Origin of the sequence: Marinobacter sp. AL4B, assembly GCF_019916045.1 — a bacterium.
In the GTDB taxonomy this organism is placed as follows: domain Bacteria; phylum Pseudomonadota; class Gammaproteobacteria; order Pseudomonadales; family Oleiphilaceae; genus Marinobacter.
In genome coordinates, this window is the sequence record NZ_JAILWZ010000007.1 from 1 (window position 1) to 26,503 (window position 26,503).

Here is a 26,503-nt window from a genome sequence, read left to right on the forward strand (position 1 = left end):
CTCTGGCTCTGGCTCTGGCTCTGGCTCTGGCTCTGGCTCTGGCTCTGGCTCTGGCTCTGGCTCTGGCTCTGGCTCTGGCTCTGGCTCTGGCTCTGGCTCTGGCTCTGGCTCTGGCTCTGGCTCTGGCTCTGGCTCTTCGACAGTGTTTGCGGGTTCAGGCAGAGGGTCCAGCACAACCGGCTGCTCCAATTCGCGTGCTGGAGGCGTGTCATCCTCAGGAAGCTCACGCTCAGAAGGAAGCGACACCTCCGTGTTATCCGCAATCACAGGTTTTTTATCTTCTTTTGGTGCAGAGTCCGGCCCAATCGTAATACTTTTACGCACACGCTCAGGCGTGGCTGTCGCCTCTGGCATATTTTCAACCGTTTGGTCGTACTGCAAAGAGACGAGCCACCAGGAAATACCAAGCAACAAAAGAGCGAGTGCAGGCCAGCGAAAGTTTTTGATCGAGGGGACGTTAAAACGGGACAAACCGTGAGCGCCGGCCACCATGTCGAGCCACACACCCGGCGTCACCCGCTTTAACCGACCAAAACTGCCCTGACTCAGAGTATAAATCTGCTTTAACCGATAGGAAGAGAGCAACTCCTCAACAGAGCCGCCCACTTTAACCACGCGAGGCTCCAAATAAGCAAAAACGTCTTCTTGAGACAGAGGGGGCAGCGCAAGGTGGTGTACATATCCGGCATCAGGCTCTGACGAAAGCACCTGTTCGACGGCTTCGCTACCCGCAAACACGGGAACGGCTGCGGCGGTCCGATCGGCGGCAACAAATGCTGAGACAATAAGATTCAGAACATCAGGTGGACACCGGTCGGCATCATCTACGAGAAGTACCTGACGCTGCCCACGCTCAACACGACTCTCAGACCAAGAAAAATAACGGTAAACCGCTTCTCGAGGCTCAAAATTTTCAGGAATAGCCGAGCGAGATATGCGCTTAAGCTCTCGCGCCAATGCCGAAGCGCTCGTCAGGGCAGTCACCGGAACGTGTTGGAAGTCGAGCCTTGCCGATTCGCTCTTAACCAACTCGGCCAACAATCGCGTTTTCCCCGAACCAGGCGCTCCCGTCACAACCAAAGCCATGTCACCAAAGCCGCTGAGATGGCGCAGCGATTCCAAAGCATGTTGCCGCATCGCTCCGGGAAAGAACGGCGCTTCTAGTTCAAGTGGGTTCTCACTCAAACCGTAACGCTGCTGCAAACGCGGGAACAACCCACCGCCATCAAGGCTGTTTAACGTGTCCTGAGCCACACCTCATCCCTGTATTATTGTTTTCTGGGTAGACAACCGGTTAGCGAATAAATGCTTTCAAGGTCGCACGCAAGTTCTCAGGCTTGGAGCCTGCAGTAACCCAAGCATCGCCCAGTGCGCGCATGAGCACCAAGCGGATCTGGCCATCGACATTTTTTTTGTCCACAGCCATCAGGCTCATAAAGTCATCTTCCGTCATTCCTTCCGGCGCTTGGTCTGGCAAACCGGCACGCCGAATCAAGGCGTCAGCGCGGTTTCTGTCTGCCTCGCTAATATGCCCCTCGCGCACGGACAAATCTGCCGCCATCATCATGCCAGTGCCAACCGCTTCCCCATGCAACCAGTTACCGTATCCGGCAAAAGTTTCAATGGCATGTCCGAAGGTGTGGCCGAGATTCAGGATGGCTCGCAACCCGCCTTCTTTCTCGTCCAGCGAAACCACTTCAGCCTTGCAGTCACAAGAGCGGTAAATGGCCTCACCCAAGGCCACCGTTTCCAAGGCTCGCATCGCATCGATGTTATTTTCGAGCCAATCAAGAAACGCGGGCGTGCGAATTAAACCGTACTTGATCACTTCCGCCAGACCAGCTGACACTTCTCTGGCTGGCAAGGATCCAAGCGTATCGGTATCAATCAGAACGGCTTGCGGCTGATGGAACGCGCCCACCATATTTTTGCCTAAGGGATGATTAATGCCCGTTTTACCACCGACTGATGAGTCCACCTGCGACAACAGCGTGGTTGGAATCTGAATGAACGGAACACCACGCTGGTAACTCGCTGCAGCAAAGCCTGCCATGTCTCCGACCACGCCACCGCCTAAAGCTGCGATGGTGGTATGGCGGGTGTGACGATTTTCCAGCAAACCATCGAAGATGAGGTTCAGCGTCTGCCAGTTTTTATGCGCTTCGCCATCTGGCAGCGTAACCACATCAATCTGCTTTCCCGGAAAACACGCTTTCGCTTTTTCCAGATACAGCGGTGCGACAGTGTCATTGGTGACGATCATCACCTGGCCGCCGCTCACCCAGGGCGTGAGATCGTAAGAACCCAGTAACCCCGAACCAATAACGATGGGGTAACTGCGCTCGCCAAGCTCAACTTTGAGTTCTTTCAATACCTTGTACATGCTGACGACCTTCCTTCCGTCTTTGCCTTCTATGCCTTGGGGTTTTGGGACTGATTCTGTTCACCAATTGCCGAACGACAAGCCGAGGGCTTTTTCGGTCGGTGTACATCACGATATCGGCTAACTGGGTATACAAAGGGTCCCTGATCGCAAATAGCTGTCGTAACACCCCTTCAGGATCATCGTTTTGCAGAAGGGGGCGGTTGCGATCTTTTCGGGTGCGCTCGACCTGCTGTTCGATCGAAGTTTTCAGGTAGACGACCACTGCGCTCTTACGCAATAACGGATGATTTTCCTGGCGCATCACGGCACCACCGCCGGTTGCGAGTACCACGTCCTTTTCGGCGGTCATCTCGTCAAGCATGGCAGTTTCTCTTTGCCGAAAGCCTCCCTCGCCTTCGACATCAAAAATCCAAGGGATGTTTGCCCCACACCGCTCCTCGATAACCCGATCCGAATCCAAAAAACGATAACCGAGTTCTTTGGCGAGCAAACGGCCGATAGTGCTTTTTCCGGCCCCCATGGGCCCAACCAGAACAACGCGTTTGGGCAAAGACATAACTTTCCGCTCAACAATTTTTCAGGCGGATGAGAATAGCACAGGGCGCGCCAATCCATAACCTTGCCGAGCCACAGACACAAAAAAGCCGCCGGTATCAGCGGCGGCTTTCAGACTCTGGCCTTATTACTGAATCAGATCGCTTTTGATGATCTTCGGAGTGATAAAGATCAACAGCTCACTGCGCTCATCGATGTGCTCCGTGCGCTTAAACAGCCGGCCCAGATATGGAATGTCGCCCAGGAATGGTGTTTTGGTTGTTGTGGTTGCTACCTCTGACTGGAAGATACCACCAAGCACGACTGTTTCACCATTCGCAACCAGCACCTGCGTGGTCACTTCGTTGGTGTTGATTGACGGAATGCCCGCTGTCACCTCACCACGAGAGTCCTGGTTCACGATCAGATCCATAATGATCTTATCATCCGGGGTAATCTGTGGCGTTACTTCCAATGAAAGCACAGCCTCCTTGAACGACACGGACGTAGCGCCGCTTGACGAAGCCTCTTGGTATGGAATTTCTTCACCGGACTTGATCGACGCGCTCTGGCGATCTGCAGTCACAACACGAGGTTGAGAAACCACTTCCGCACGGCCATCACTTTCCAGCGCGGAAAGCTCTAGATCTACCAGGAAGTCATCACTGCCCCAGCCGATAGCGAAAGACGATGCACCTTCACCACTCACACCCAGATCCACCCCCAGAGCGCCTGGGAAGGTAATCGAATTACTGCCGCCGCTTGCAGCATCACGAGCTTCACTGAGCGTTCCCAAAGAACCACCGACAGTTACAACATCGTTGCCACTCACGTCGTAGGCAGCACCGCCCCAACGAACCCCCAAGTCCTCGGCCACGTTGGTCTGGGCTCGAACAATACGAGCTTCAATGGACACTTGACGCACAGGGACATCCCATGTGCTCACCAAGCGACGGATTTCTTCGAGTTTATCAGCGGTCTCACGCACTGTGATGGTGTTGGTGCGCTTGTCCGAGGATACGAAGCCACGCGAAGAAATCAGCTCTGCGTCCGCCTGAATAAGGCTTACAATTTCATCGGCCTTCGCGTAGTTAACCTGAATAATATCGAGTCGAACCGGCGCCAACTCAGCAATCTGCTTATTAGTTTCCAGCTCAAGCTTCTCACGGGCTGCAATTTCTTCAGCTGGAGCGACTAACAATACGTTACCAATCTGACGCTTATCCAGACCCTTGGTCTTCAAAATCAGGTCCAGCGCCTGATCCCAAGGCACGTTCTGCAAGCGAAGTGTGATGCTGCCACCCACAGTGTCACTAGCGACCAGATTCAAGCCTGTGAAGTCAGCAATAAGCTGCAGCACCGAACGCACTTCGATATCCTGGAAGTTAAGAGACAACTTCTCGCCAGAATACGGGAACTTCTCTTCACGACGCGTTTCCGCTTCTTCCTGAGAGATTTCTTCGACGCTAACCGTGAACTCGCGGCCAGACTGGTAGGCGATGTAGTCGTAATCCCCTTCCGGACGAATTTCTACTACCGCATTCCCATCTTCCATAAAGGTATCGATACGAGTAACGGGCGTTGCAAAGTCAGTCACATCCAATCGGCGGCGCAAATCGACCGGCACATCAAGATCTGGCATGGTCAGGCGAATACGCCCTCCCAGCTCTGTCAGGTTCACGGCGGACGAACTGCTGCCCAAATCGACAACCACACGTCCTTCGCCGGCTTTTCCTCTACGGAAATCGATGCCGGCCAGCGCATTTGCACCTGCCGGTGCAGACACAGTTGTTTGTTGTGAGCTGGAGGTTGCTGACACTGACGACCCAGCGCCACCAATCGTCATCACCAGTGAATTGTTATTCCGTGTAGTCTCATGCGGAACCAAATCAATCAGGTTGAATATCAAGCGAGTGCGATCTTTGGTTTCCACCACGGTCACACTCTGAGCGTTGCCTGATCCCAGCGGGATACTGCGTTTATTAATTCCGCTCGTTGTATCTTTTAGATCAACAGTAATACGTGCCGGCCGCTCGATGGTATAGCCCGTCGGCTCAGGTGGTGTACCGTCGAATTCCATGGTCACTTCCAAGCGTTCACCCGGCAGCGACGAAAACGTGACGTCTTGCAGCGTGACCGCGCTGGCCAGGCTGCTCCATAACCCCACGGCAATAATACCTACGGAGACATTTAGTTTTTTGAACATCGCTAGCCTCGACCCTAAACCTGTTTGTTCTTGCATATTTCTTGTCGTCATCATCCTGCCGCTCCTGAGCCCTCATCCAAAGACAAGGAGCGGGGGCGTTCAACCCATCCACCCCGGCCATTCGGAACGATTTCAATCAGTTCGATGCGAGTTTCACCGACCCCTACAATACGGCCATAGTTTTGCCCCATGTAGTTGCCAACCCGCACTCGATGTATGCCTGACGCGCCGTCCCGCACCAACGCAAAAAGCGTGCCGCCAGCACCTTCCAACGTGCCCACCATGCTCAGCGATTTCAGATCGAAATTCTCGAGCACCTCTCGCGGGCGATCCAGGTCCGGCTCCACGTCGGTGATGGGTTTTTCATCCACCATGGTCAACTGAACATCGACGGGCGGCTCAAACGGAGCTCGGCGATCCGCCGCCGAGTAACTAAAGGCCTCATAGGCCTTGAACTCTGGCAAGGGCTCTACGTGCCCCCGGGGTTTCGCCCGGGTATCCGCCATAAACTTGTCCAAATCCGAGAAGCCGTTGCCCTGGGAACAAGCCGTCAGTAACGACGCCAGACACACACCCAGCCAGGCTTTTCCTGCATGCTTCTTTGCCATGCTTACTCTCCAGCCCGGTAACGGTAGGTACGGGCAACAACCTGCATATCCAGTTGCTCGCCATTTCCACCGATTGGTTTAATAGTCAAATCGTGCAGCGTAACAATACGCGGCAAACTGGCCACGCTGCTGACGAACGAGGCCAGCTCATGATACGAACCTGAAACCCGCACGTTAATCGGAAGCTCTGAATAGAAATCTCTTTGGCGTTCTGGCTGCAGCTTAACTTCCTGCAGGCTCAGACCGCTGCCCAGCGCTGTGTTGGTAATATCCTCCAGCAAGCCCGGCACCTCGGTTTCACTCGGCAACTGACGTACGAGCGCACCAAAGGTTTCCTCCATTTCAACCATCTGAGCTTTGAACACCTCCAGGTTGGCAACCCGGTAAGCTTTTTGCTCGTAGGTTTGCTTCAGCTCTTGCTCTTTTCGTTCAACTCGGTCGAGTTGGGCGTACTGATCCTTGATGAAAAACCAATACCCGCCACCCAAAATCAAGCCAAATACCAAGAGAAATACAATCGCTTTAATCGGTGCCGGCCAAATGCCAGCATTGTTGACATCCAGATCGTTGATATCGAATTCATTAAGACTTTTCAGTGAGTCCGCGAGGCTCATTATTTATCCTCCCCTTCGGGCTCTGGCGTTTTCTGCTGAACCGATAGATTGAACTGACTGTAGCCAGCACGACGATTGTCTGCAGCAGCAACGTTGGTCAGGTTCGGCCCGGTAAACCACTCGGATTCGTCGAACTGACGCATCAGGTTAGAAATCCGGCTATTGGACTCTGCCATGCCAACGATATCCAGGCGCTCACCCGTCTTTTTAAGGTCGGTGACGAACAACCCATCAGGAAGCGTGCGAACCAACTCGTCAAACACCCGAACGATGACCGGGCGTTTACCTTGCAAATCCTGAATGACCTGCATCCGAGCGAGCAATTCATCACGCTGGCGCTTAAGGTTCTCAATTTCTTTGATTTGCTTATCCAGCTGCTTCGTAGCGGTCTCAATGTAGGCATTGCGTGATTGTTGATACGCGATTCGATTGTCCGTATCAGTTTTCCACAAGAACACCAAACCCGCCGCAATAATAACGGCGCCTAACATCATCACCACAAACTGTTTCTGTTTCTCCGCGCGCAGCTCTTCGCGCCAGGGTCTGAGGTTAATTTTTGCCATCAGTCGAAACTCCTCATTGCCAGTCCACAGGCAATCATCAACGATGGAGCGTCATTGCTCAGCGAGGATGCATTCACACGGGACCCCACCGCCATATCAGCGAACGGGTTAGCAACCAACGTTGGCGTCCCTGTTTTCTCTTCGACCATTTCGGTAAGGCCTTGAATCGAAGCCGTACCGCCCGCCAACACCACGTAGTCCACAGCGTTGTACTGGCTGGCACCGAAGAAAAACTGCAGCGCACGTGCAACCTGCTGGACAACCGCTTCCCGGAATGGGTTTAGCACTTCGGTTTCGTAATCATCCGGCAAACCGCCTTGCTTTTTAGCCAAGCCGGCTTCTTCTGTGGACAAACCATACCGGCGCTGAATTTCTTCGGTAAGCTGTTTACCACCGAAAATCTGCTCCCGGGTATAGACAGTCTTGCCTTCGGCCAGAACACTCAACGTGGTCATGGTGGCCCCGATATCCATGATGGCCACCACCAGTTCTTCACCTTGAGAATCCAGCTGAGGCTCGATCAACTCGTAGGCCCGCTCGAGCGCGTAGGCTTCGACATCAACCACCTTCGCGTTCAGCCCTGCGATTTCAAGGGCATCTTCCCGAACGTCAACGTTTTCTTTCCGGCAAGCAGCAAGCAGCACATCAACCTGATCCGGATTACTCTCGGACGGCCCCTGCACTTCAAAATCGATCGCCACTTCATCAAGGGGATATGGAATGTATTGATCCGCTTCCAAAGCAATCTGATCTTCCATCTCAAACTCGTTGAGACCGGAATCCATTTGAATCACTTTAGTAATGACCGCCGAACCGGAGACTGCAACAGCCACCTGTTTGACACTGGTGCGGGACTTGGACGCAACACGCTTGAGCACTTCGCCCACCGCCTCTACGTCTGTAATGTTTTTCTCGACAACTGCGTTGGCCGGAAGGGGCTCAACAGCGTAGCTTTCGACCCTATATCGGTCGCCCTGCTTTGACAGTTCGAGGAGTTTTGCTGAACTGGAGCTGACATCAACCCCAAGAACAGAACTGGATTTTTTTCCTATCAATCCGAACACGCGCTCACCCTATACCTGGTTGAATACACCCGGCGTTGGAGCCCCTCGGCTTCTTACCTGTTCGCGGCAGAAGGCTCGAGATCGCTCTCTTAATTTTATGCAGTTTCCCTGCTTGTTATCTGTTTTATATGTAAGAGAATTTCTTATTCATTCCGTCTACAATGCAATCTCTCAATTTTACGGGAGAGATTGCATCTTGGAAGGCCGCCAAACCTTCCTAAAGCAATTTCTCAAATAATAGACCTATATCTAACAGATGTCAGAAAAAAATGTCTCATTTGATGCGTACATCTCGTGTTTTTGCCTGGATCATTCTTACCGGCCTGAGTGTCGCCGTCATATTGTCTGCAAGCTTGTATCTGTATTTGCGACCTAGCCTGCCTCCCGTCGAACAACTTCTCGACGTCAAGCTGCAAACGCCTCTGCGGGTGTACAGTCATGACAACGAATTAATAGCAGAATTCGGCGAAAAGAGAAGGACACCGGTCACAATCGAACAGATCCCTACACTTCAGTTACAAGCCTTTCTGGCCGCCGAAGATGCACGCTTTTACGATCACTTCGGCGTAGACATCAAAGGCCTGACAAGGGCTGCGATCGAACTGATATCCACCGGATCGATTCAATCCGGGGGCAGCACAATCACGATGCAGGTTGCAAAAAATTACTTTTTGTCACGGGATCGGACATTCATTCGCAAGTTCAGCGAAATACTTTTGGCCATTCAAATTGAGCGCGAGCTGAGCAAGGAGAGAATTTTCGAACTGTACTTGAACAAAATTTATCTGGGCAACCGCGCTTACGGCATCTCGGCCGCTGCCCAGGTGTATTACGACAAACGCGTCAATGAACTCTCTCTCGCACAGATGGCTATGCTGGCCGGCTTGCCCAAGGCACCTTCCGCCTACAACCCCATCGCCGATCCAGAGCGCGCCCTTGTACGACGCAATTGGATACTGGGACGCATGGAAAGCCTTGGCTTCATTACTAGTGACGCTCGCGAGCTGGCCTCGGAAGCGCCAATAACAGCGAGCTACAACGCCCGGGACACCGATGTCGATGCCGACTACGTAGCAGAAATGGCGCGCTCCGAAATGGTTCGAAGATTTGGTGACACCGCCTATACCGATGGCTACAGCGTTACTCTGACCGTCGATGGCCAGAAGCAGCAAACCGCAACCGACACACTAAGAGCCGGCTTGGAAAACTACGACCGCCGCCACGGCTTCCGGGGAGCCATCGCTCAAGTAGATATTGACGGCATGACACCCGCAGAGCTTTCAGGGGAGCTTGCCAACTACCCTAGCGTGGAGCGTTTACTGCCGGCCATTGTCACGTCGATTGACGACAAAAATGGCGAAGTGCAAACCCATACCCGCGCTCTTGGCGCCACCACAATGGCTTTCGACACCATGAAATGGGCGCGGAAATACCGCACCCAAAGCTTCACCGGTCCAGAACCCAAAAAACCATCTGATATCGTCAGTGTGGGCGATGTGATTTACGTAAAAGCGCTCGAACCGACCCAAAACGCCGAAGACATCACCGCCATCACACAGAACGTTGCTTTAGCGCAGGTACCCGATGTTGAAGGCGCCCTGATCTCCCTGAACGCAAAAACTGGCGCTATCGAGGCACTCAGCGGCGGCTATAGTTTTGGCCAAAGCAAATACAACCGTGCCACCCAAGCAAAGCGCCAACCCGGCTCCACCTTTAAACCTTTCCTTTATTTAGCAGCACTGGAGAACGGCCGTACACCCGCCACCATTTATAACGATGCCCCCATCGTGCTTGATAACTCCGACCTTGAAGGCTCTTGGCGCCCGCAAAATGCTTCTGGGCAGTTCTACGGACCAACAACTCTGCGCAAAGGCCTGTACCGCTCGCGCAACCTGGTATCCATTCGATTGCTGCGCGACTTGGGCATTCGCACTACGCTTAGCTACCTTGAGCAGCTCAAAATCCCGACCGACAACATGCCAGAAAACTTGTCATTGTCTTTAGGAAGCGGCCTGCTCAGCCCCATGGAACTGGCTCGGGGCTTCGCCGTCATCGCCAATGGCGGTTATGACGTGCAGCCCTACTTAATTGAAAGCATCCGCGAATCCAATGGCACCGTGATTTACGAAGCACCGAAAACCATTCGGTGCGACCGTGACTGCGATGCGCTTGAGGAGCAATACAGCTCAACCAGTGAAAACACTGAAAACATCGAAACCGATGAATCCACGCCAGAAACGGTCGGGATTACCCTCCCAGCGTCTAGAAACTCTGAAGGCCCCCGAATCATGCGCAAGCTGGCCGATTCCCGTTCGGTTTATATCATGCATTCCATCATGCAAGACGTGATTCAACAGGGCACCGGTCGTCGCGCCAAAGCGTTGGGGCGAAACGATTTAGCCGGCAAAACCGGCACGACCAACGAGCAGAAAGATACTTGGTTTGCCGGATACAACCACAGCGTCGCGACAACGGTTTATGTCGGCTTTGATCAACCGGCACCCCTGGGGCGTGGAGAGTACGGCGCCAGCACCGCACTGCCCATCTGGGTTGATTACATGAAAACTGCGCTGGCAGACACACCGTCATCTTTGATGCCTCGACCCAACGGCCTGGCGAACATCCGCATCAATCCGGAAACCGGCAGACGTGCGCATCCTGATGAGGAAGGCGTTTTCGAACTCTTCAAAGAAGAGAACGCTCCCGCCCCACTAACGGCTGACGAGCTCGAGAACCCCTCGGGCGGGTCTGAGGAAAGTTTTTCCCGACAGATTTTCTAAGCCGCGGAGCTCAGAAAAAACCAACAACCACAAAAAAACCGGCGGGATCACCGCCGGTTTTTTTGTGCATGAAGCTGGACTACATCGGAGTTAGATGATGTCGTCCATAGACTTCAGCGGGTAGTGCGCAGGATAAGGTTGGCCTGCCACACCAGAATCCACAGCAGCACGAGCTACCGCAGCGGGCACAACTTCCAGCAAGCGAACGTCCATCGGCTTAGGAATAATATAATCCTTACCGAATTCGAGGCTGTCTACGCCGTATGCTTCACAGATTTCCTGAGGCACAGACTCTTTCGCCAGCTCGCGGATAGCGTTAACCGCTGCCACTTTCATTTCCTCGTTGATGCAAGTCGCGCGAACGTCCAGAGCACCACGGAAAATGAAGGGGAAGCCCAACACATTGTTCACCTGGTTCGGGTAATCTGAACGGCCAGTGGCCATAATCAGGTCATCACGGGTGGACATCGCCAACGCATGATTGATTTCCGGATCCGGGTTGGAGCACGCGAAAACGATCGGGTTCGGTGCCATCTTCTTCAGCTGTTCCGCTGACAGAAGATCAGGACCGGACAGACCCAAAAATACGTCCGCGCCATCGATAGCGTCATCCAGTGTGCGCTTGTCTGTGTCGTTCGCAAACATCGCCTTGTACTGGTTCAGGTCATCACGACCAGAGTGGATCACACCCTTACGGTCGAGCATGAAGATGTTTTCAGAGCGAGCACCACAGCTGATCAGCAGTTTGGTGCAGGCAATGGATGCTGCGCCAGCGCCCAAACAGACAAATTTCGCGTCTTCAATGTTCTTACCCTGCAACTCTAGGGCATTGATCATGCCAGCCGCAGTGACGATCGCCGTACCATGCTGGTCATCGTGGAAGATGGGCACGTTGCACTTTTCGATCAGTGCGCGCTCAATTTCAAAGCACTCAGGGGCTTTGATATCTTCCAGGTTGATGCCACCAAAGGTGTCTGCAATGCGCTCAACAGTTTCAATAAACGCTTGCGGGCTTTCGGAATTAACTTCGATATCGAATACGTCAATTCCAGCAAAGCGCTTGAACAGTACGCCTTTGCCTTCCATAACCGGCTTACTCGCCAGAGGACCGAGGTTACCCAAACCCAGGATAGCGGTGCCGTCAGAAATAACGGCTACCAGATTACCCTTAGCGGTATATTTGTATGCGTTCTCGGGGTCCTTCGCGATCTCGCGGACCGGCTCGGCAACTCCAGGACTGTACGCCAGAGATAGATCGCGAGCTGTTTGAGTAGGCTTAGTGACTTCTACACTTAGCTTACCCGGCCGCGGTTTGGCGTGATATTCAAGGGCTGCTTCTTTCAGATCTTGAGACATTGCCACTGTTCCGTTTGTCACGTTTAAAAGTAAAAGCCGCCTGACGCTCAGGTCGACGGAGCGCGACATTATGGCGCGCTCGCCCAAAAACGACAAGCTAAACCAGAATATTTTATAACCAGTCAATAGGGCATTTTGCTTATAAAAAGGATTGACGAGCAAATTTCAGGCACAAAAAAAGCGCCCGTAGGCGCTTTTTACATTCCGGCTATACTCAGTCTTTCTTAGCACCGATACGACCACCGAAACGCTTGTTGAACTTATCGATACGACCACCAGTGTCCATAACCTTCTGCTTACCGGTGTAGAACGGGTGACACTGGGAGCACACGTCCAGCTGCAGGTCGTGACCAACAGTAGAGCGGGTCTTGATCACGTTACCGCAAGAACAGGTAGCAGTGATGTCTTCGTACTTAGGATGAATACCTTCTTTCATGGCGAACCTCTTTCGGGCATGCCGCTACCTGATCACCGCCGGATAAACCGTTTTTGGGTCAGGCACCGCAATTTTGAATCAATTGAAAGACCGTGCACTACCACGCCCGGCCAGAAACAGACCGCGAATCTTACTGGCAAAGCTGGCCACAGGCAAGTATCTTCCGCAGTGACTATTGCGCCAAAACCATCAGCCGGCGCTATATCACCGATATTCAGGATACGCAGATACCGTGACACAGCCCAGAACCGCACGCATCGCTTTGAACCGCCCCTTGCGCCGGCTGTTCGATTACAGCATCCCGGACGATCTGGAGCTGACACCCGGCCAGCGCGTTAAAGTACCCTTTGGCCGACAGATATTGACTGGCCTGGTGGTTGAAACCGGCGTGCAGCCACCGGAAGGCATCGCCCTAAAACCCGTACAGGCAGCACTCGAGCCGTGGCCTGCGCTTCCGGACGGCACCTTTCGCCTACTCACCTGGGCCAGTGATTATTACCAACACCCACTGGGAGAATGCCTGTTTACTGCCCTTCCCCCGGCGCTTAGACGCGGCAGGCCCGCCGCACTAAAACCCGACGAGCAGTGGCAGACTGCCGCAAACGACGCCGCGCTGCCTGCAAACGCCCACCGACAAATCGCGCTCTTTAACACAATTAAAACCGCGCCAGGCATCACCACCAGCGCACTGGTGCAATCCGGTTACAGCCGTGCCCAGATCCGCTCCCTGGAACAAAAAGAACTGATCCAGCAAAGCATCACGACCAATGTGCAACCGCTCATTCCAGAAGCGGCGCTTCCAGCCCCTGTTCTATCCGACGCTCAACAGAAGGCTGCTGGAGATTTGCCCGAAAACACCCAGCAATTTTCCGCCAGCTTACTGTTTGGCATCACCGGTAGCGGCAAAACCGAGCTGTACCTGCACTATCTAAAAACGCGCCTTCAGCATGACGAACAGGCCTTGGTATTGGTACCTGAAATCAACCTGACACCACAAACCGTCGCCCGATTTCGCCGCTATTTCGGCAACCGCATTCAAGTATGGCACTCTGCGCTAAACGACGGCGAACGTCTGAGCACCTGGTTGAAAATTCGCAACGGTGAACCCGTCATTCTTATTGGCACACGATCGGCCGTTCTGCTTCCATTTACTCATCTTCGCACCATCATCGTGGATGAAGAGCACGACAGCTCCTACAAGCAAGGCGAAGGCTTTCGCTACTCTGGCCGAGATGTTGCGGTGTACCGCGCTCACCTGAACCAGTGCCCGGTCATTCTCGGCTCCGCAACGCCTTCACTGGAATCCTGGCATAACGCCAGCCAAGGCAAATACAACCTCGCGAGACTTGAACAGAGAGCGGGCAATGCCAAACCGCCCGAGCTAACCCTATTGGACATTCGTAGCCGGCCGCTGGAAGCCGGGCTCGCTCGTCCGGCTTTGACCGCTATAAAGGAAACACTCGATCGCGGCGAGCAGGCTCTGGTGTTCGTGAATCGCCGAGGCTTCGCGCCGGTCATGATGTGCTTTGACTGTGGCCACATGGAAGAGTGCCCTCGCTGCGACACGCGCCTGACCTACCACCGGCGCGACCGGGCCATGCGCTGCCACCACTGCGACTTCCAAACCGCAGCAAGCCACACGTGCCCGAAATGCAAAAGCGAAAATTTCAAACCGGTGGGCCAAGGCACCGAGCGCACAGAAGAAACGCTGGCAGAACACTTCCCCGACACCCCGATCGTTCGGGTGGATCGAGACAGCACGCAGCGCAAAGGCAGCATTCAGGCCATCTTGAAAAAAGTGAACAGCGGCGAACCCTGCATCTTGGTAGGCACACAAATGCTCGCCAAAGGCCACGACTTCCCGAACGTTACCTTGGTTACCGTTGTGAACGCCGACGGCGGCTTGTTCAGCGTGGACTTTCGCGCTCCCGAACAAATGGTTCAAACTTTGCTGCAAGTCAGCGGTCGGGCTGGCCGGGGCGACAAACCCGGCAAAGTACTCATTCAGACCTGCCACAGCGACCACCCATTGCTGAACGCCTTATGCCAAGGCAACTACCCCGCCATTGCGGACCAACTTTTGGCAGAACGAGAATCCGGACTCCTGCCCCCATTTCGGGCTATGGCCATCCTGCGCGCTGAAGCCGATACCATGCAAAACAGCCTGCAACTTCTGGACTCCCTGAAACCGATGGCCAGCACGCCCGGCGTTGAGGTGTGGGGGCCACTGCCCGCAGTTATCGCCCGAAAAGCCGACCGGCACCGCGCACAACTTATCTTGGTGAGTGATCACCGCAAACAACTCAACCGATTACTCACCTATCTCTGTCAGTATTTGGACCAAACCAAACTGCCCAGTAACACCAAATGGATGGTGGATGTAGACCCGCAAGAAACCGGCTGAGACTGGCAAAAATGCGAATCAGCGCAAGCCGTGCAAAACGTTACAATCTTTTTCACAATTTTGACCGAGCGAGCATTCCATTTCTGTTGGCTGTGCTATGATTTTCAGCAATCTAACCGATAAAGCTGAATAAAAACTGAGGTTGCGGTTCTCTCGCGGGGAATGCGCGGCGAAAAGGCTTTTGCTGTAACGAACACTGGAGATAAATAATGTCAGGGAAAATCCTTGCGCGCATGTCAGCGTTGTCGCTGACTTTTGTTTTGGCTGCTTGTGGGGGAGATGACAACTCAACTCCTCTAGTTCAAGTCAATCCCGACGGTGAAACGAGTGGCGGCGGCAGTGGCGGAACCGGCACACCTCCTGAGCAAGAATCCATACTGGCACTGGGCACAGGTAGCGGTGATTCATTCCAGGGAGGTCAAATAAGCCTCACAGCCTCTAACCTTTCCTCCGGCGGTACGACTCGTTTGGAATTTAACGTTGTCGATTCCAACAACGGGAACACACTAGCAACAGGACAAGAAACGACAGTCGCACTTTCCTCTACGTGTGACGCCGCTGAATTTGGAGGACAAGAGTCCTCTAGTGACGGCCCCCTCATAACAACCTCCGGAAAAATCAGCACTTCCTACACTGCAGGCTGTTCTGGCGCTGACACAATCACAGCAAGACTCGACAACGGAGCATCAGCCTCTGCCGTTGTTAATGTTGCAAGCCAAGAAATCGATACGCTCGAATTCGTGAGCGTTACTCCCTCGGCAATTGCGATTCGCGGCAGTGCGGATTCCACCCGAAAAAGCGTCTCCGAAGTCATATTCAAACTTGTAGATACAAACGGCAAGCCTGTCGTTGATGAGCAGATTTCTTTGGCGCTATCTACAGCGGTGGGCGGAATCAACCTCACAGAGAGCACCCCACGAACCTCCAATGACGGAACAGCCAAGACAGGTGTTAACGCAGGCACAGTAGCAACCATTGTCAGCGTGACAGCCACTTACGAATTGCCTTCGGGCGACAGAATTCAGACAACGTCTGACCCGATCTCAATCAGTGCAGCCATTCCCGACAGCGACAGCTTCTCGATCTCAGTACAGGAGAACTTCCTGCCCAATGCGCGCCACTATGACGGTGTTCTGGTTGGCATCAACATCAGAGCAGCTGATCGCAACAACAACAAAATCAACAATTCGATCGTAAACTTCATCACGTCTGGCGGATCAATTCCAAATGAGTGCGAGCTGTCTGAGGGCGGATGCTCGGTTAACTGGGAAAGCCAAGACCCCAAAAGGCCAGACACCGGCGTCATCGCAATTCTGGCACGAACCGTTGGTGAAGAAAGCTTCATAGATCTTAACAGCGATGGCATTTACACCGCAGGTCAGGACAAGTTCACTCCTGCAGAACATGACATATCCGAAGCCTTCCTGGACCGTAACAACAATGATGTTAGAGACGCCGCCGACGAGGAATATTTCGACTACAACGAAAATGGAGTCTTTGACGCGGCCGATGGCATTTACAATGGCACCGCTTGCTCAGACGCATCAGAATCTGCCAATCAGTGCACCAAAGATGTGAAAGAAGTGTTTGAAATAGCGCATTTGTATGCCACTAGCGACATCATCGGCATCACGCCTGTCTCACCGACACCGTTCTCGCCGGGAACCATTTGCTTTGATATTTCGGGCGATTTCCGCGACAGCAACAGTGCGCTGGTGCAAGGTCCGCCGCCTGGCAACACAAACGTGACCTTCAGCACGACGAACGGAAGCTTTGTTGGCGACAGCTCCTTCCCGACCACAACGTCTTTCAGAACCACACCGGTCAGACAGTGTGTAACAATCGAAGGCGATGATACTTCCGACTCAGGTATACTCACAGTCGAAGTTCTGCCCCCAGCCCCTTACGGTGGCCCCAAGTACGTCGAGAACTACACAATTACAGATTAAACGAGTAGTCATCAAAAGCCCGGCCTAACCGCCGGGCTTTTTGCTTACAGTCCAACTTTCCGTGATAATACGCCTCTTCTATTTTCAACGGGCGCCCTGCCCTGACACCCACTCTTCTGAAAACCGAGTCGTCTGACGCATGAAAGAGACCGTATCCGAGCTTCTCCAGTCCGCACTGGCCACCCTTCAATCTGAAGGCACCTTGCCGGCTGACCACACCTTCACGCCGCAGGTTGGCAACACCAAGGACAAATCCCACGGGGATTACGCCTGCAATATTGCCTTGGTGGCTTCAAAAGCCGCTGGTTGTCCTCCGCGAAAGCTGGCTGAAGCGCTGATCGCCGCGTTGCCGAAGAGCGATGCTGTTGCGAAGGTCGAGATTGCCGGGCCCGGGTTTATTAACTTTTTCATGAGCACCGCCAGTGCGTTCGGGATTGTGAACACGATTCTGGATGAAGCGGAGCAGTTTGGCCGTAATAACAATGGCAAGGGCGAAAAGGTTCAGGTGGAATTTGTTTCTGCTAACCCGACTGGCCCGCTGCATGTGGGGCATGGCCGTGGCGCCGCCATTGGCGACTGCCTTTGCCGCTTGCTGGAAGCCAACGGTTACGATGTTACCCGTGAGTTTTATTACAACGATGCGGGTGCCCAAATTAACAATCTGGCACTGTCGGTTCAGTCCCGGGTGAAGGGCCTGACACCAGATCACGAAAGCTGGCCGGAAGACGGTTACCGTGGCGATTACATCGTTGATGTGGCCAACGCCTACCTAGCCGGTGAAACCGTGATCGCGGACGACCGGGAAGTCACGGCTAAGGCTGACCCCGATGACCAAGCTGCGATTCGTGAATTTGCCGTTGCCTACCTGCGCAGGGAACAGGATCTCGATCTGAAAGCCTTTGGCGTTCAGTTTGATGTGTACTTCCTGGAATCCTCCTTGTACGACGACGGCAAAGTAGACGCCACCGTTGAGCGCCTGAAAGCCAATGGCTACACCTATGAGCACGAAGGCGCCATGTGGCTGAAAACCACCGAATTCGGCGACGACAAAGACCGCGTGATGCGCAAGAAAGACGGTGGCTACACCTACTTCCTGCCCGACGTGGCCTACCACCTCGATAAGTGGCAGCGTGGTTTTACCACCGTGATCAACGAGCAAGGTGCGGATCATCACTCCACCGTGACGCGGGTTCGCGCTGGTTTGCAGGCACTGAAAGCCGACATTCCTCAGGGCTGGCCGGATTACGTACTGCACCAGATGGTGATGGTCACCCGTTCCGGGCAGGAAGTAAAAATCTCCAAGCGTGCCGGTAGCTACGTCACCGTGCGGGATTTGATCGACGAAGTGGGCCGCGATGCCACTCGTTTCTTTCTGGCTGCTCGCCGGGTGGACTCCCAGTTGACCTTCGATATCGATCTGGCCCGCTCTCAGACCAATGAAAACCCGGTGTATTACATCCAGTATGCCCATGCGCGGATTTGCAGCGTATTGCGCAAGCTGGAAGCCGACGGGGTTCAGCGCGGCCGCACCGAATGTGTGGGCGATCTGAGCCTGCTGACACTGGACGAAGAAAAGGAACTTGCGAACCAGCTGGCCAAGTATCCGGAATTGATTGCCAACTCCGCCGCTCAGCGTGAACCGCACCACCTGACACACTACCTGCGTGATCTGGCTGGACAGTTCCATACTTACTACAACGCTCATAAAGTGCTGATTGAAGACACCGCGCTTCGCGATGCACGGGTGAGCTTGTACTTGGCGGTACGCCAAGTCATCGAGAACGGCTTAGGCCTGCTGGGCGTAAGCGCCCCAGAGGAGATGTAAGCAGCTCATGGCCAGAGATTATGCCAAGAAAGACCGCCCTTCCGGCAGAGGTGCTGCTGCGCCCCGAAAGCGAAATGCCCAGTCAGGCAAAAAGTCTGCGGCCAAGCCGAAACGCAGTGCACCTTCGCACTCCCAACAGGGTGGCTTATCTGTGAAGTGGATTCTATCCCTGGCCGCTGTGGGCGGCTTTATGGGCTTCATTGTGTATTTGAACACCCTGCCTACGGGGCAGGAGGTTCAACAGTCGTCACCCTCACAGGCACAGCAAACACAACCTCAAGCGCCTCAGAAGCAGCCCCCGGCGCAAACCGCCCGCAAAGAGCGCGATTTCCGGTTCTACGAAATGCTGCCGGAATCCGAAGTGGTTCCGCCCAAGGTTGAAGAATACACCCCTGGCCCCGCCAAACAGGCCTACGACTATGTGGTTCAGTCTGGCTCGTTCCGCAGCAAGCAAGATGCCGAGCGCCAGCGCGCCCAGATCGCCTTTCAAGGCTTGCGCGCGCACGTTCAACACGTGGTTCAGGACAACGGCAGTCAGTGGTACCGCGTAAATGTGGGCCCCTTCACTTCTCGAAGCCAGATGAGCTCCGCTGTTGATAAGCTGGTGGGCATAAATATTCAACCTCTGGTTCGAAAGATTCCCAAGAAAGGTTGAATTCACTTCAAGCGCCTCCATAACGTCTGGATACCAATCTTCATCAGGCAACTGGAGCCAAAATGACTACGATTGTTTCCGTCCGTCGTGACGACGAAGTCGCTATGGGAGGTGATGGCCAGGTTTCACTGGGCAACACCGTCATGAAAGGCAATGCCCGTAAAGTTCGCCGACTGTATAACGGCCAAGTCATTGCCGGGTTTGCTGGCGGCACTGCCGATGCTTTCACTCTTTTCGAGCGCTTCGAAGCCCAACTAGAAAAGCATCAAGGCAACCTGACCCGAGCGGCGGTGGAGCTCGCCAAAGACTGGCGATCCGATCGTGCGCTGCGCAAGCTGGAAGCCCTGCTGGCCGTGGCCGACAAAACCGCCTCGTTAATTATTACCGGTAATGGCGATGTAATTGAGCCCGAACAAGGCTTGATTGCCATTGGTTCCGGCGGCCCCTTTGCTCAGGCATCTGCCCGCGCGTTGCTTGAAAACACCGATCTGAGTGCACACGAAATTGCCGAGAAGGCTCTGGAAATTGCAGGAGACATCTGCATCTACACCAACCAGAACCGCACTCTCGAAGTGCTGCCCATACAAGACTGACCGGAGCGACCATGTCTGCAATGACTCCCCGTGAAATCGTTCACGAACTGAACAAACACATCGTGGGCCAGCAAGAGGCCAAGCGCGCCGTCGCCATCGCCTTGCGTAATCGTTGGCGCCGAATGCAGCTGGACAGCAGCCTGCGCGATGAAATTACACCGAAAAACATTTTAATGATCGGCCCCACCGGTGTCGGTAAAACCGAAATCGCCCGCCGCTTGGCGAAACTGGCCGATGCCCCCTTCCTGAAGGTGGAAGCCACGAAGTTTACCGAAGTGGGTTATGTGGGCCGCGATGTGGAATCCATTATCCGTGATCTGTCGGATATGGCCGTTAAGATGCTCCGTGAACAGGAGATGAAACGCCACGAGAACCAGGCCTTGGACGCGGCCGAAGATCGCATTCTGGATGCTCTGCTGCCGCCTGCGCGTGATTTCAACGAAGACGCCGCTCGGGATAACGATTCAGCCAGCCGCCAGATGTTCCGCAAGAAACTTCGCGAAGGCGATCTGGACGACAAGGAAATCGACATTGATCTGAGCAGCAGCGGTGCCGGCGTTGAAATTATGGCGCCACCGGGCATGGAAGAGATGACGAATCAGCTCCAGAGCATGTTCTCGAACATGGCCTCAGACAAGCGCAAAACCCGCAAGATGAAAGTGGCCGACGCCATGAAGCGGGTGAAGGAAGAAGAAGCCGCCAAGCTGGTGAACGAAGAAGAGATCAAGCAGAAGGCCCTGTTGGCCGTTGAGCAAAACGGTATCGTGTTCCTGGACGAGATCGACAAGGTGGCCAAGCGCTCTGAAAACACTTCGTCGGACGTATCCCGTGAAGGGGTTCAGCGTGACCTGCTCCCCCTGATTGAAGGCAGCACCGTGAGCACCAAATACGGCGCGGTTCGGACCGATCACATTCTGTTCATTGCCTCGGGTGCATTCCATCTATCCAAGCCTTCGGATTTGATCCCAGAGCTTCAGGGCCGCTTGCCGATCCGGGTTGAGCTGCAAGCGCTGACACCGGATGACTTTAAGCGGATTCTGACCGAACCGGATGCCTCCTTGGTACAACAGTACGAAGCGCTGATGGGCACGGAAGGTGTAACGTTAAACTTTGCAGAAGATGCCATTGCCCGCATTGCAGAGATTGCCTGCAAGGTGAATGAAACCACAGAGAACATCGGTGCCCGACGCCTGCACACGGTACTAGAGCGCTTGCTGGAAAGCTTGTCGTTCGAAGCCGGCGATCAGGTTACTGACGGTTTTGAGGTAACGGCTGACTACGTTAACGAAAAGCTGGGCGTACTTGCCGAAGACGAGGATTTGAGCCGGTTCATCTTGTAACGGTCTAACCTCCAACAAAAAAGCCCGGATGACGTCAATCATCCGGGCTTTTTTGTATCTGCTCGCTTATGGGCTTATCCCATCACTGCGCCTTGGAAAACAGATGCGTTACGTTGCTCAGTCCACTTGCCAAGCGACCTTTCTGCGCCTGCTTTTTCCGACCTTTGGCCACATACAGCGGTAAAAGCTCACCGTACAAACTGGTGCTGATGGTGCGCTGCTCGTCTTCGAGCCGGTCACGGCGTAGCTTGATGCCATACTGCGCTAGCTTCGGCTCCAGCTCATCCGCACGATTCAGAAGATCGCGGCGCGTCATCTGATAAGCATGTTCACACACCATTCGGCGGCTCTGAAAGCTGAATACGTTGGAGAAGAACAGCTTGGCGTCGTCCCGCGTGGGCTCGAACAGTAAAATTTCTTTATCCGGGTAGTCTCTAGCGTACTGGGCAATCCCCGACTGCATGCGTGAATACACCATCGTCCGAAAGGTTTGGGACAACAGATTCGGCATACCGGAGTGCGTCAGATCACCGGCCTTCAACGAGCCTGCACGAACGGCGGCGCTGGCATCGATGGGCACCTGCGGGTTGATGGCAAAAACCAGATCGGCTCCATCCTCAAACGCGACGGACGCATGCAACCCCTTCCGAAGCGTGCCATCCACATAATAGCGGCTATCAATATCCACCGGTACATATAGCCCCGGCGAGGACGTGCTGGCCTGTACTGCTTTGGAAATCGGCACGTGGTCCAAACCGGGCGCGCCAAAGCAGACCGCGTCGGAACTCTCTACATCCGCTGCAACAATATACAAGCTGCGCTTGAGTTGCCGGAAATCGTTGGTGCGGCCAAGCATGGTAAACGCGCGACGCAGGTAATCATGCAGCCCTTCGTTATCAAACAACCCGGCTGGCGCGGCCTGAGCCAGAATGGTCAGGGCTTCCAGTAAGCTTTGGTCGTAGGGATTGTTAATGAAGCGGCTAACCGCCGTGCTCAATAGCCGGGGCACCGCTAACAAGCGACTGCCTATCTCGCGAAACGCGGGGCGATAGAACACATCCGGATGGAACGGGTGTACCTCGGCCTCATTGCGCACAAAAATTCGGCACAACTGCGCAGTGGTCACCTGATTGGCCAAGTGGGACGCAACAAACGAGCCGGAGCTTACGCCAACGTAGACATTCAGATCATTAAAGTCGAGGCCATCAAGCGCTTCGTCGAGCGCCCGCAATGCGCCGATCTCGTAAATACCACCTAACGGCCCTCCGCCACCAAGGGCGAGGCCTATTTTGGGCGTGGGCTTGAGTCCGGTCGCGTCTGTCATCAACTATCCTTTGTAGGTACTACAGGTCAGATTAACAGTACTAAGCTACCAATTGATTTTAGAGTAAACACACTAACCGCAAAAGCAGCAGGTCAGAGCGTGGCCGGCTCACACACCGGCGTTTTTACAGGGCGAAGATATCGGCCGAAGCCCGCGTTTCTAAGGGCCAGATCGACACAACTTTTTATAACGTGGGGCGAATCCAGCAGCAGAACGTCTTGCAGCAACTGAACAGCCCATTCGCGATCCACGCTTCGGATCACCGATTTCACTTTCGGTAGGCTGGCCGCGTTCATCGATAACGAGTCGTACCCCATGGCCATTAGCAGCAAGGCTCCCCCCGGATCACCCGCGAGCTCGCCACAAATGCCGACTGGCTTACCCACAGCATGGGTGTCTTGCGCAATGCGCACCAAGGCCTGCAGAACCGCCGGATGGTATGAATGATACAGCTGAGCAACCCGCGGGTTATTGCGATCGACCGCCAGCAGATACTGCGTGAGGTCGTTGGAGCCTACCGACACGAAATCCACGCGATCAGCCAGTTCACGAATCTGATACACCGCGGCCGGCACTTCGATCATCACGCCCACTTTGGGCATGTGGACATCGTACCCTTCTTCCCGGACTTCGTGATAAACCCGATAGATCAGGTGCAGCGATTCTTCCACCTCGGAGACGTTGCTGATCATGGGCAGCATGATTTGCAGATTGTTCAAGCCCTCACTGGCTTTAAGCATAGCCCTGACCTGCAACAAAAAGATCTCAGGGTGATCCAATGTCACCCGGATGCCACGCCAACCCAGGAACGGGTTTTCTTCCTGAATCGGGAAATACGTCAGCGCTTTGTCACCGCCAATGTCCAGCGTCCGCATGGTGACAGGATTCGGAGCGAAGGCTTCCAACTGCTCGCGATAGTATTCCCGCTGCTCTTGTTCCGACGGGAAGCGGTCTTTAATCATGAACGGCACTTCGGTGCGATACAGGCCTATGCCTTCGGCGCCGTGAGACAATGAACGCACCACATCGGTCATCAGGCCGGTATTCACCAGCAAGGGCACCCGGTGGCCATCCAGGGTTTCGCAGGGCTTATCCCGCAGCTCTTCCAGCCCGCGGAACAGCTCATCTTCTTCTTCACAAATCGCCTGATAGAACGCGCGAAGGTCAGCAGAAGGCGAAGCGAAGATTTGCCCTTCGAAGCCGTCCACCACCAGTTCACGACCGCCCAACTGGTTGACAGGTATATCCACCAGCCCCATAACGGTTGGTACACCCATCGCTCGGGCCAAAATAGCTACGTGGGAGTTGCTAGAGCCTTTGACCGAAACTAACCCCACCAGCTGGCCTTTCGGCACTTCGCCCAGCATCGCAGGGGTCAGTTCTTCGCTGACCAATACGGTGCGTTCGGGGTATTCCAGATGCTTCTGTTCGCCTTCCTGCATGTGCGACAACAAGCGGCGCCCCAGATCGCGGATATCCACCACCCGCTCCTGCAGATACAAATCGTCCATCAGTTCGAAATGGCGTATGTACTGCTGAATCACCTGTTTCAGGGCACCTTGTGCCCAAATGCCTTCTTGAATTTTGCTGACCACTTCGCCGGGAAGTGCACTTTCATCCAGCATTCGCAAATAGACATCGAATAATGCCTGCTCTTCCGGACGAAGCTGCGAAGCCAATCGGTTGGCCACACGTTGGATATCTTCTTTGACCGCTTGAACCGCGCTCCAGAACAGTTCCAGCTCGCGGTCAATATCGTCGGAGGGCTTATCCGGAACAACATCAAGGTCGGCGGAGGGATAAACCACCGTGCCTGTGCCGATGGCGACACCGGGCGCGCCGGGCACCCCGTTAAAACACACGTCGTGGGCTTCTTCACCGGTTAATGACAGGCCGCTGATGGCACCTGTGGCTTCGCTGTGGGCAATGACCCCGGCCAATTGAGCCGAAATCGTTACCAGAAAGGCTTCTTCACCCTCATCAAAGCATCGGGAGCTTTCTCGCTGCTGCACCACCAGAACGCCCAATACCGCGCGATGGTGAATGATGGGCACACCAAGAAATGAGCTAAAGCGCTCTTCACCGGTTTCCGGGAAGTAGCGATAACGCGTGTGGGAAGGCGCATCTTCGAGGTTGATGGGCTCCTCACGGGAGCCGACAAGTCCGACAAGTCCCTCAGAATGGGCCAGACTGACATTGCCCACCGCGTCTTTGTACAGACCTTCGGTGGCCATTAGGATGTAGCGGTTTGAGGCGGGGTCCAGCAGGTACACCGAACAGACTTCGGTTCCCATTGCTTTTTGCACTCGCGAGACAATGATATCGAGTGCCTCGTTCAGATCACGGGCGCTGTTTACCTCTTGTACGATACTTCGCAAGATGCCGAGCATGGGGCTAATCCATCATTTTTGGTGTTCCTTCAAACGCCGGTTTGACTCTCCTTTTTGCCACTGTTCCATATTATGAAACAGTCTGGGGGCCAGTTCTCTCAGCGCGCGCCTGTACACTTCTCGTTTAAATGAAATCACTTGTCCCAACGGGTACCAGTAGCTAACCCACTGCCAACCGTCAAATTCAGGTGAATCTGTACCATCTACGCGAACATGCGCATCTGGTGACAACATCCGCAGCAGGAACCATTTCTGTTTTTGCCCCACACATACGGGGTGCGAGTTGTGGCGTACCATCCTTCTGGGCAGCCGGTACCTTAGCCACCCTCGTGTACATGTGATGATCTCCACATCATTGGCACTCAGGCCAATTTCCTCTTCCAGCTCCCGGTACAAGGCCTCTTCAGGCGACTCATTCGGATTAATACCGCCTTGCGGAAATTGCCAGGAGTCCTGCCCTATTCGCCTCGCCCAGAGCACTTCGCCCCTGTGGTTGGCCAGAATGATTCCGACGTTGGGTCTGAAACCGTCTGAGTCGATCACGGCACAGTCCTCGCATAGTCGGTGGCCGGCTGCTTTTCCAACCGACGAAATTTGTCCAAGTTGCTCTCATTCTTACAGAAACCCAATGGTTCAGCAAACGCCACTGCGTGCGACATACCTTGTGAAAGCCGTGCTAGACTGTCAGCTTTGTTTAAAAGCCTGTGACAATGGGAGGACGCGGCTTGACGCTCGCAATTTTTGATTTGGATAATACCCTGCTGGCCGGCGACAGCGACCACGCGTGGGGCGAGTTTCTGGTGGAAGAGGGTTTGGTGGACGAAGAAGTGTACCGCCAGGCAAACGACCGTTTCTATCAGGAATACCTGAATGGCGAGCTGGACGTTTTCGAATACCAGCGATTTGCTCTGCAACCGCTGTCCACTCACAGCATGGAGGAGTTGGAATCCTGGCGTGAAACGTTCATGGCGAAAAAAGTACAGCCCATGATGCTGGAGAAAGCCGCGACGTTGCTGGCTGATCACCGGGCGCAAGGCCATACGCTGATGATCATTACCGCCACCAATCGGTTTATTACCGAGCCGATTGCAGAGCTTTTAGGCGTTGATTACCTGATTGCGACTGAACCGGAGTTGGTGAACGGCCGGTTTACCGGCGAAGTGGCGGGAACACCGAGTTTTCAGGACGGCAAAGTGGTGCGCCTGAACGACTGGCTAGAAGCCTTCGATGAGACTTTGGACGGCGCTTGGTTTTACAGCGATTCGCACAATGATGTGCCGCTGCTGAAATTGGTGCAGAACCCGGTGGCCGTGGACCCAGACCCAACACTGGAGAAACTGGCGATTGAGAGTGGCTGGCCGGTGATGTCGCTTCGGGACTGAGGTTTTAGAGTCCGCTCGGCCGGCCACCGGTGGGACACTCTTCCGGGATACGCGGTGAATACATCCGTGTACGCTCGACAAAATCTTCCCTGAT

The 26,503-nt window shown here is 54.3% G+C and carries 21 protein-coding genes; 8 read left to right on the top strand and 13 right to left on the bottom strand.

Annotation, left to right across the window (positions count from 1 at the left end; translation table 11 throughout):
• From K5L82_RS00145 to K5L82_RS00180, 8 genes are all read right to left on the bottom strand, one after another.
• On the bottom strand, window positions 1-1,254 hold a 1,254-nt coding region (locus K5L82_RS00145; RefSeq protein WP_223132755.1), incomplete at its 3' end, for an AAA family ATPase.
• 40 nt (window positions 1,255-1,294) lie between these two features.
• Window positions 1,295-2,371: a 3-dehydroquinate synthase gene (gene aroB / locus K5L82_RS00150; protein WP_262492449.1), complete on the bottom strand. Its 1,077-nt coding sequence runs from the start codon at window positions 2,369-2,371 to the stop codon at window positions 1,295-1,297.
• The gene (gene aroK, locus K5L82_RS00155; RefSeq protein WP_133006478.1) at window positions 2,352-2,942 is read right to left on the bottom strand and encodes a shikimate kinase AroK; all 591 of its coding nucleotides are present in this window, start codon (window positions 2,940-2,942) and stop codon (window positions 2,352-2,354) included. The genes aroB and aroK overlap by 20 nt, the downstream gene beginning before the upstream one ends.
• A gap of 126 nt (window positions 2,943-3,068) precedes the next feature.
• A complete protein-coding gene (pilQ, locus tag K5L82_RS00160; protein ID WP_262492450.1) occupies window positions 3,069-5,177 on the bottom strand; it encodes a type IV pilus secretin PilQ in 2,109 nt (702 codons plus the stop codon).
• Window positions 5,177-5,734, bottom strand: coding sequence for a pilus assembly protein PilP (locus tag K5L82_RS00165; RefSeq protein WP_133006479.1), 558 nt, complete (start codon window positions 5,732-5,734; stop codon window positions 5,177-5,179). The genes pilQ and K5L82_RS00165 overlap by 1 nt, the downstream gene beginning before the upstream one ends.
• Before the next feature lie 2 nt (window positions 5,735-5,736).
• Window positions 5,737-6,348, bottom strand: coding sequence for a type 4a pilus biogenesis protein PilO (locus K5L82_RS00170; RefSeq protein ID WP_114335870.1), 612 nt, complete (start codon window positions 6,346-6,348; stop codon window positions 5,737-5,739).
• A complete protein-coding gene (locus K5L82_RS00175; protein ID WP_133006480.1) occupies window positions 6,348-6,911 on the bottom strand; it encodes a PilN domain-containing protein in 564 nt (187 codons plus the stop codon). The genes K5L82_RS00170 and K5L82_RS00175 overlap by 1 nt, the downstream gene beginning before the upstream one ends.
• Complete coding sequence (locus tag K5L82_RS00180) at window positions 6,911-7,975, bottom strand: pilus assembly protein PilM (protein ID WP_133006481.1); 1,065 nt, start codon at window positions 7,973-7,975, stop codon at window positions 6,911-6,913. Before K5L82_RS00180 ends, K5L82_RS00175 begins: the two co-directional genes overlap by 1 nt.
• 269 nt (window positions 7,976-8,244) lie before the next feature.
• Here K5L82_RS00180 and K5L82_RS00185 point away from each other — a divergent pair, with 269 nt between their 5' ends.
• Window positions 8,245-10,755 carry a penicillin-binding protein 1A gene (locus K5L82_RS00185; RefSeq protein ID WP_223132757.1) on the top strand — a complete coding sequence of 837 codons (2,511 nt, stop codon included), beginning with the start codon at window positions 8,245-8,247 and terminating at the stop codon, window positions 10,753-10,755.
• Between the two features lie 90 nt (window positions 10,756-10,845).
• Here the strand turns inward: K5L82_RS00185 and K5L82_RS00190 are convergent, their stop codons facing one another.
• Window positions 10,846-12,111 (bottom strand): malic enzyme-like NAD(P)-binding protein, encoded by a 1,266-nt coding sequence (locus K5L82_RS00190; RefSeq protein WP_133006483.1) that lies wholly within the window; start codon window positions 12,109-12,111, stop codon window positions 10,846-10,848.
• Between the two features lie 214 nt (window positions 12,112-12,325).
• Complete coding sequence (gene rpmE / locus K5L82_RS00195) at window positions 12,326-12,547, bottom strand: 50S ribosomal protein L31 (protein WP_114335865.1); 222 nt, start codon at window positions 12,545-12,547, stop codon at window positions 12,326-12,328.
• 232 nt (window positions 12,548-12,779) lie between these two features.
• On the opposite strand from rpmE, the gene K5L82_RS00200 reads away from it, so the two are divergent.
• From K5L82_RS00200 to hslU, 6 genes are all read left to right on the top strand, one after another.
• Window positions 12,780-14,951: a primosomal protein N' gene (locus tag K5L82_RS00200; protein WP_223132758.1), complete on the top strand. Its 2,172-nt coding sequence runs from the start codon at window positions 12,780-12,782 to the stop codon at window positions 14,949-14,951.
• 209 nt (window positions 14,952-15,160) lie between these two features.
• The gene (locus tag K5L82_RS00205) at window positions 15,161-16,900 is read left to right on the top strand and encodes a hypothetical protein (RefSeq protein ID WP_223132759.1); all 1,740 of its coding nucleotides are present in this window, start codon (window positions 15,161-15,163) and stop codon (window positions 16,898-16,900) included.
• A 139-nt stretch (window positions 16,901-17,039) separates the two neighbouring features.
• Window positions 17,040-18,725, top strand: coding sequence for an arginine--tRNA ligase (gene argS / locus K5L82_RS00210; RefSeq protein ID WP_223132760.1), 1,686 nt, complete (start codon window positions 17,040-17,042; stop codon window positions 18,723-18,725).
• A gap of 7 nt (window positions 18,726-18,732) precedes the next feature.
• Entirely contained in the window at window positions 18,733-19,380 is a 648-nt protein-coding gene (locus K5L82_RS00215; RefSeq protein WP_223132761.1) for an SPOR domain-containing protein, read from the top strand.
• A 62-nt stretch (window positions 19,381-19,442) separates the two neighbouring features.
• Window positions 19,443-19,973 carry an ATP-dependent protease subunit HslV gene (hslV, locus tag K5L82_RS00220; RefSeq protein WP_133006488.1) on the top strand — a complete coding sequence of 177 codons (531 nt, stop codon included), beginning with the start codon at window positions 19,443-19,445 and terminating at the stop codon, window positions 19,971-19,973.
• Between the two features lie 11 nt (window positions 19,974-19,984).
• Window positions 19,985-21,313 carry an ATP-dependent protease ATPase subunit HslU gene (gene hslU / locus K5L82_RS00225; RefSeq protein ID WP_133006489.1) on the top strand — a complete coding sequence of 443 codons (1,329 nt, stop codon included), beginning with the start codon at window positions 19,985-19,987 and terminating at the stop codon, window positions 21,311-21,313.
• A gap of 82 nt (window positions 21,314-21,395) precedes the next feature.
• Here the strand turns inward: hslU and K5L82_RS00230 are convergent, their stop codons facing one another.
• From K5L82_RS00230 to K5L82_RS00240, 3 genes are all read right to left on the bottom strand, one after another.
• A complete protein-coding gene (locus K5L82_RS00230) occupies window positions 21,396-22,637 on the bottom strand; it encodes a patatin-like phospholipase family protein (RefSeq protein WP_223132762.1) in 1,242 nt (413 codons plus the stop codon).
• Between the two features lie 92 nt (window positions 22,638-22,729).
• Entirely contained in the window at window positions 22,730-25,027 is a 2,298-nt protein-coding gene (gene ptsP, locus K5L82_RS00235) for a phosphoenolpyruvate--protein phosphotransferase (protein ID WP_223132763.1), read from the bottom strand.
• A 12-nt stretch (window positions 25,028-25,039) separates the two neighbouring features.
• Window positions 25,040-25,570, bottom strand: a complete 531-nt coding sequence (locus K5L82_RS00240; protein ID WP_114335856.1) for an RNA pyrophosphohydrolase — start codon at window positions 25,568-25,570, stop codon at window positions 25,040-25,042.
• A 182-nt stretch (window positions 25,571-25,752) separates the two neighbouring features.
• Here K5L82_RS00240 and K5L82_RS00245 point away from each other — a divergent pair, with 182 nt between their 5' ends.
• Window positions 25,753-26,409, top strand: coding sequence for an HAD family hydrolase (locus K5L82_RS00245; RefSeq protein WP_223132764.1), 657 nt, complete (start codon window positions 25,753-25,755; stop codon window positions 26,407-26,409).
• The last annotated feature ends 94 nt before the right edge of the window (window positions 26,410-26,503 follow it).

Excerpts from the sequence above, each read along its gene's own strand:
- aroK (WP_133006478.1), bottom strand. The coding sequence starts at position 2,942 with ATGTCTTTGCCCAAACGCGTTGTTCTGGTTGGGCCCATGGGGGCCGGA.
- pilQ (WP_262492450.1), bottom strand. The coding sequence starts at position 5,177 with ATGACGACAAGAAATATGCAAGAACAAACAGGTTTAGGGTCGAGGCTA.
- K5L82_RS00165 (WP_133006479.1), bottom strand. The coding sequence starts at position 5,734 with ATGGCAAAGAAGCATGCAGGAAAAGCCTGGCTGGGTGTGTGTCTGGCG.
- K5L82_RS00170 (WP_114335870.1), bottom strand. The coding sequence starts at position 6,348 with ATGAGCCTCGCGGACTCACTGAAAAGTCTTAATGAATTCGATATCAAC.
- K5L82_RS00175 (WP_133006480.1), bottom strand. The coding sequence starts at position 6,911 with ATGGCAAAAATTAACCTCAGACCCTGGCGCGAAGAGCTGCGCGCGGAG.
- K5L82_RS00185 (WP_223132757.1), top strand. The coding sequence starts at position 8,245 with ATGTCTCATTTGATGCGTACATCTCGTGTTTTTGCCTGGATCATTCTT.
- K5L82_RS00190 (WP_133006483.1), bottom strand. The coding sequence starts at position 12,111 with ATGTCTCAAGATCTGAAAGAAGCAGCCCTTGAATATCACGCCAAACCG.
- rpmE (WP_114335865.1), bottom strand. The coding sequence starts at position 12,547 with ATGAAAGAAGGTATTCATCCTAAGTACGAAGACATCACTGCTACCTGT.
- K5L82_RS00205 (WP_223132759.1), top strand. The coding sequence starts at position 15,161 with ATGTCAGGGAAAATCCTTGCGCGCATGTCAGCGTTGTCGCTGACTTTT.
- argS (WP_223132760.1), top strand. The coding sequence starts at position 17,040 with ATGAAAGAGACCGTATCCGAGCTTCTCCAGTCCGCACTGGCCACCCTT.
- K5L82_RS00215 (WP_223132761.1), top strand. The coding sequence starts at position 18,733 with ATGGCCAGAGATTATGCCAAGAAAGACCGCCCTTCCGGCAGAGGTGCT.
- hslV (WP_133006488.1), top strand. The coding sequence starts at position 19,443 with ATGACTACGATTGTTTCCGTCCGTCGTGACGACGAAGTCGCTATGGGA.
- hslU (WP_133006489.1), top strand. The coding sequence starts at position 19,985 with ATGTCTGCAATGACTCCCCGTGAAATCGTTCACGAACTGAACAAACAC.
- K5L82_RS00230 (WP_223132762.1), bottom strand. The coding sequence starts at position 22,637 with ATGACAGACGCGACCGGACTCAAGCCCACGCCCAAAATAGGCCTCGCC.
- ptsP (WP_223132763.1), bottom strand. The coding sequence starts at position 25,027 with ATGCTCGGCATCTTGCGAAGTATCGTACAAGAGGTAAACAGCGCCCGT.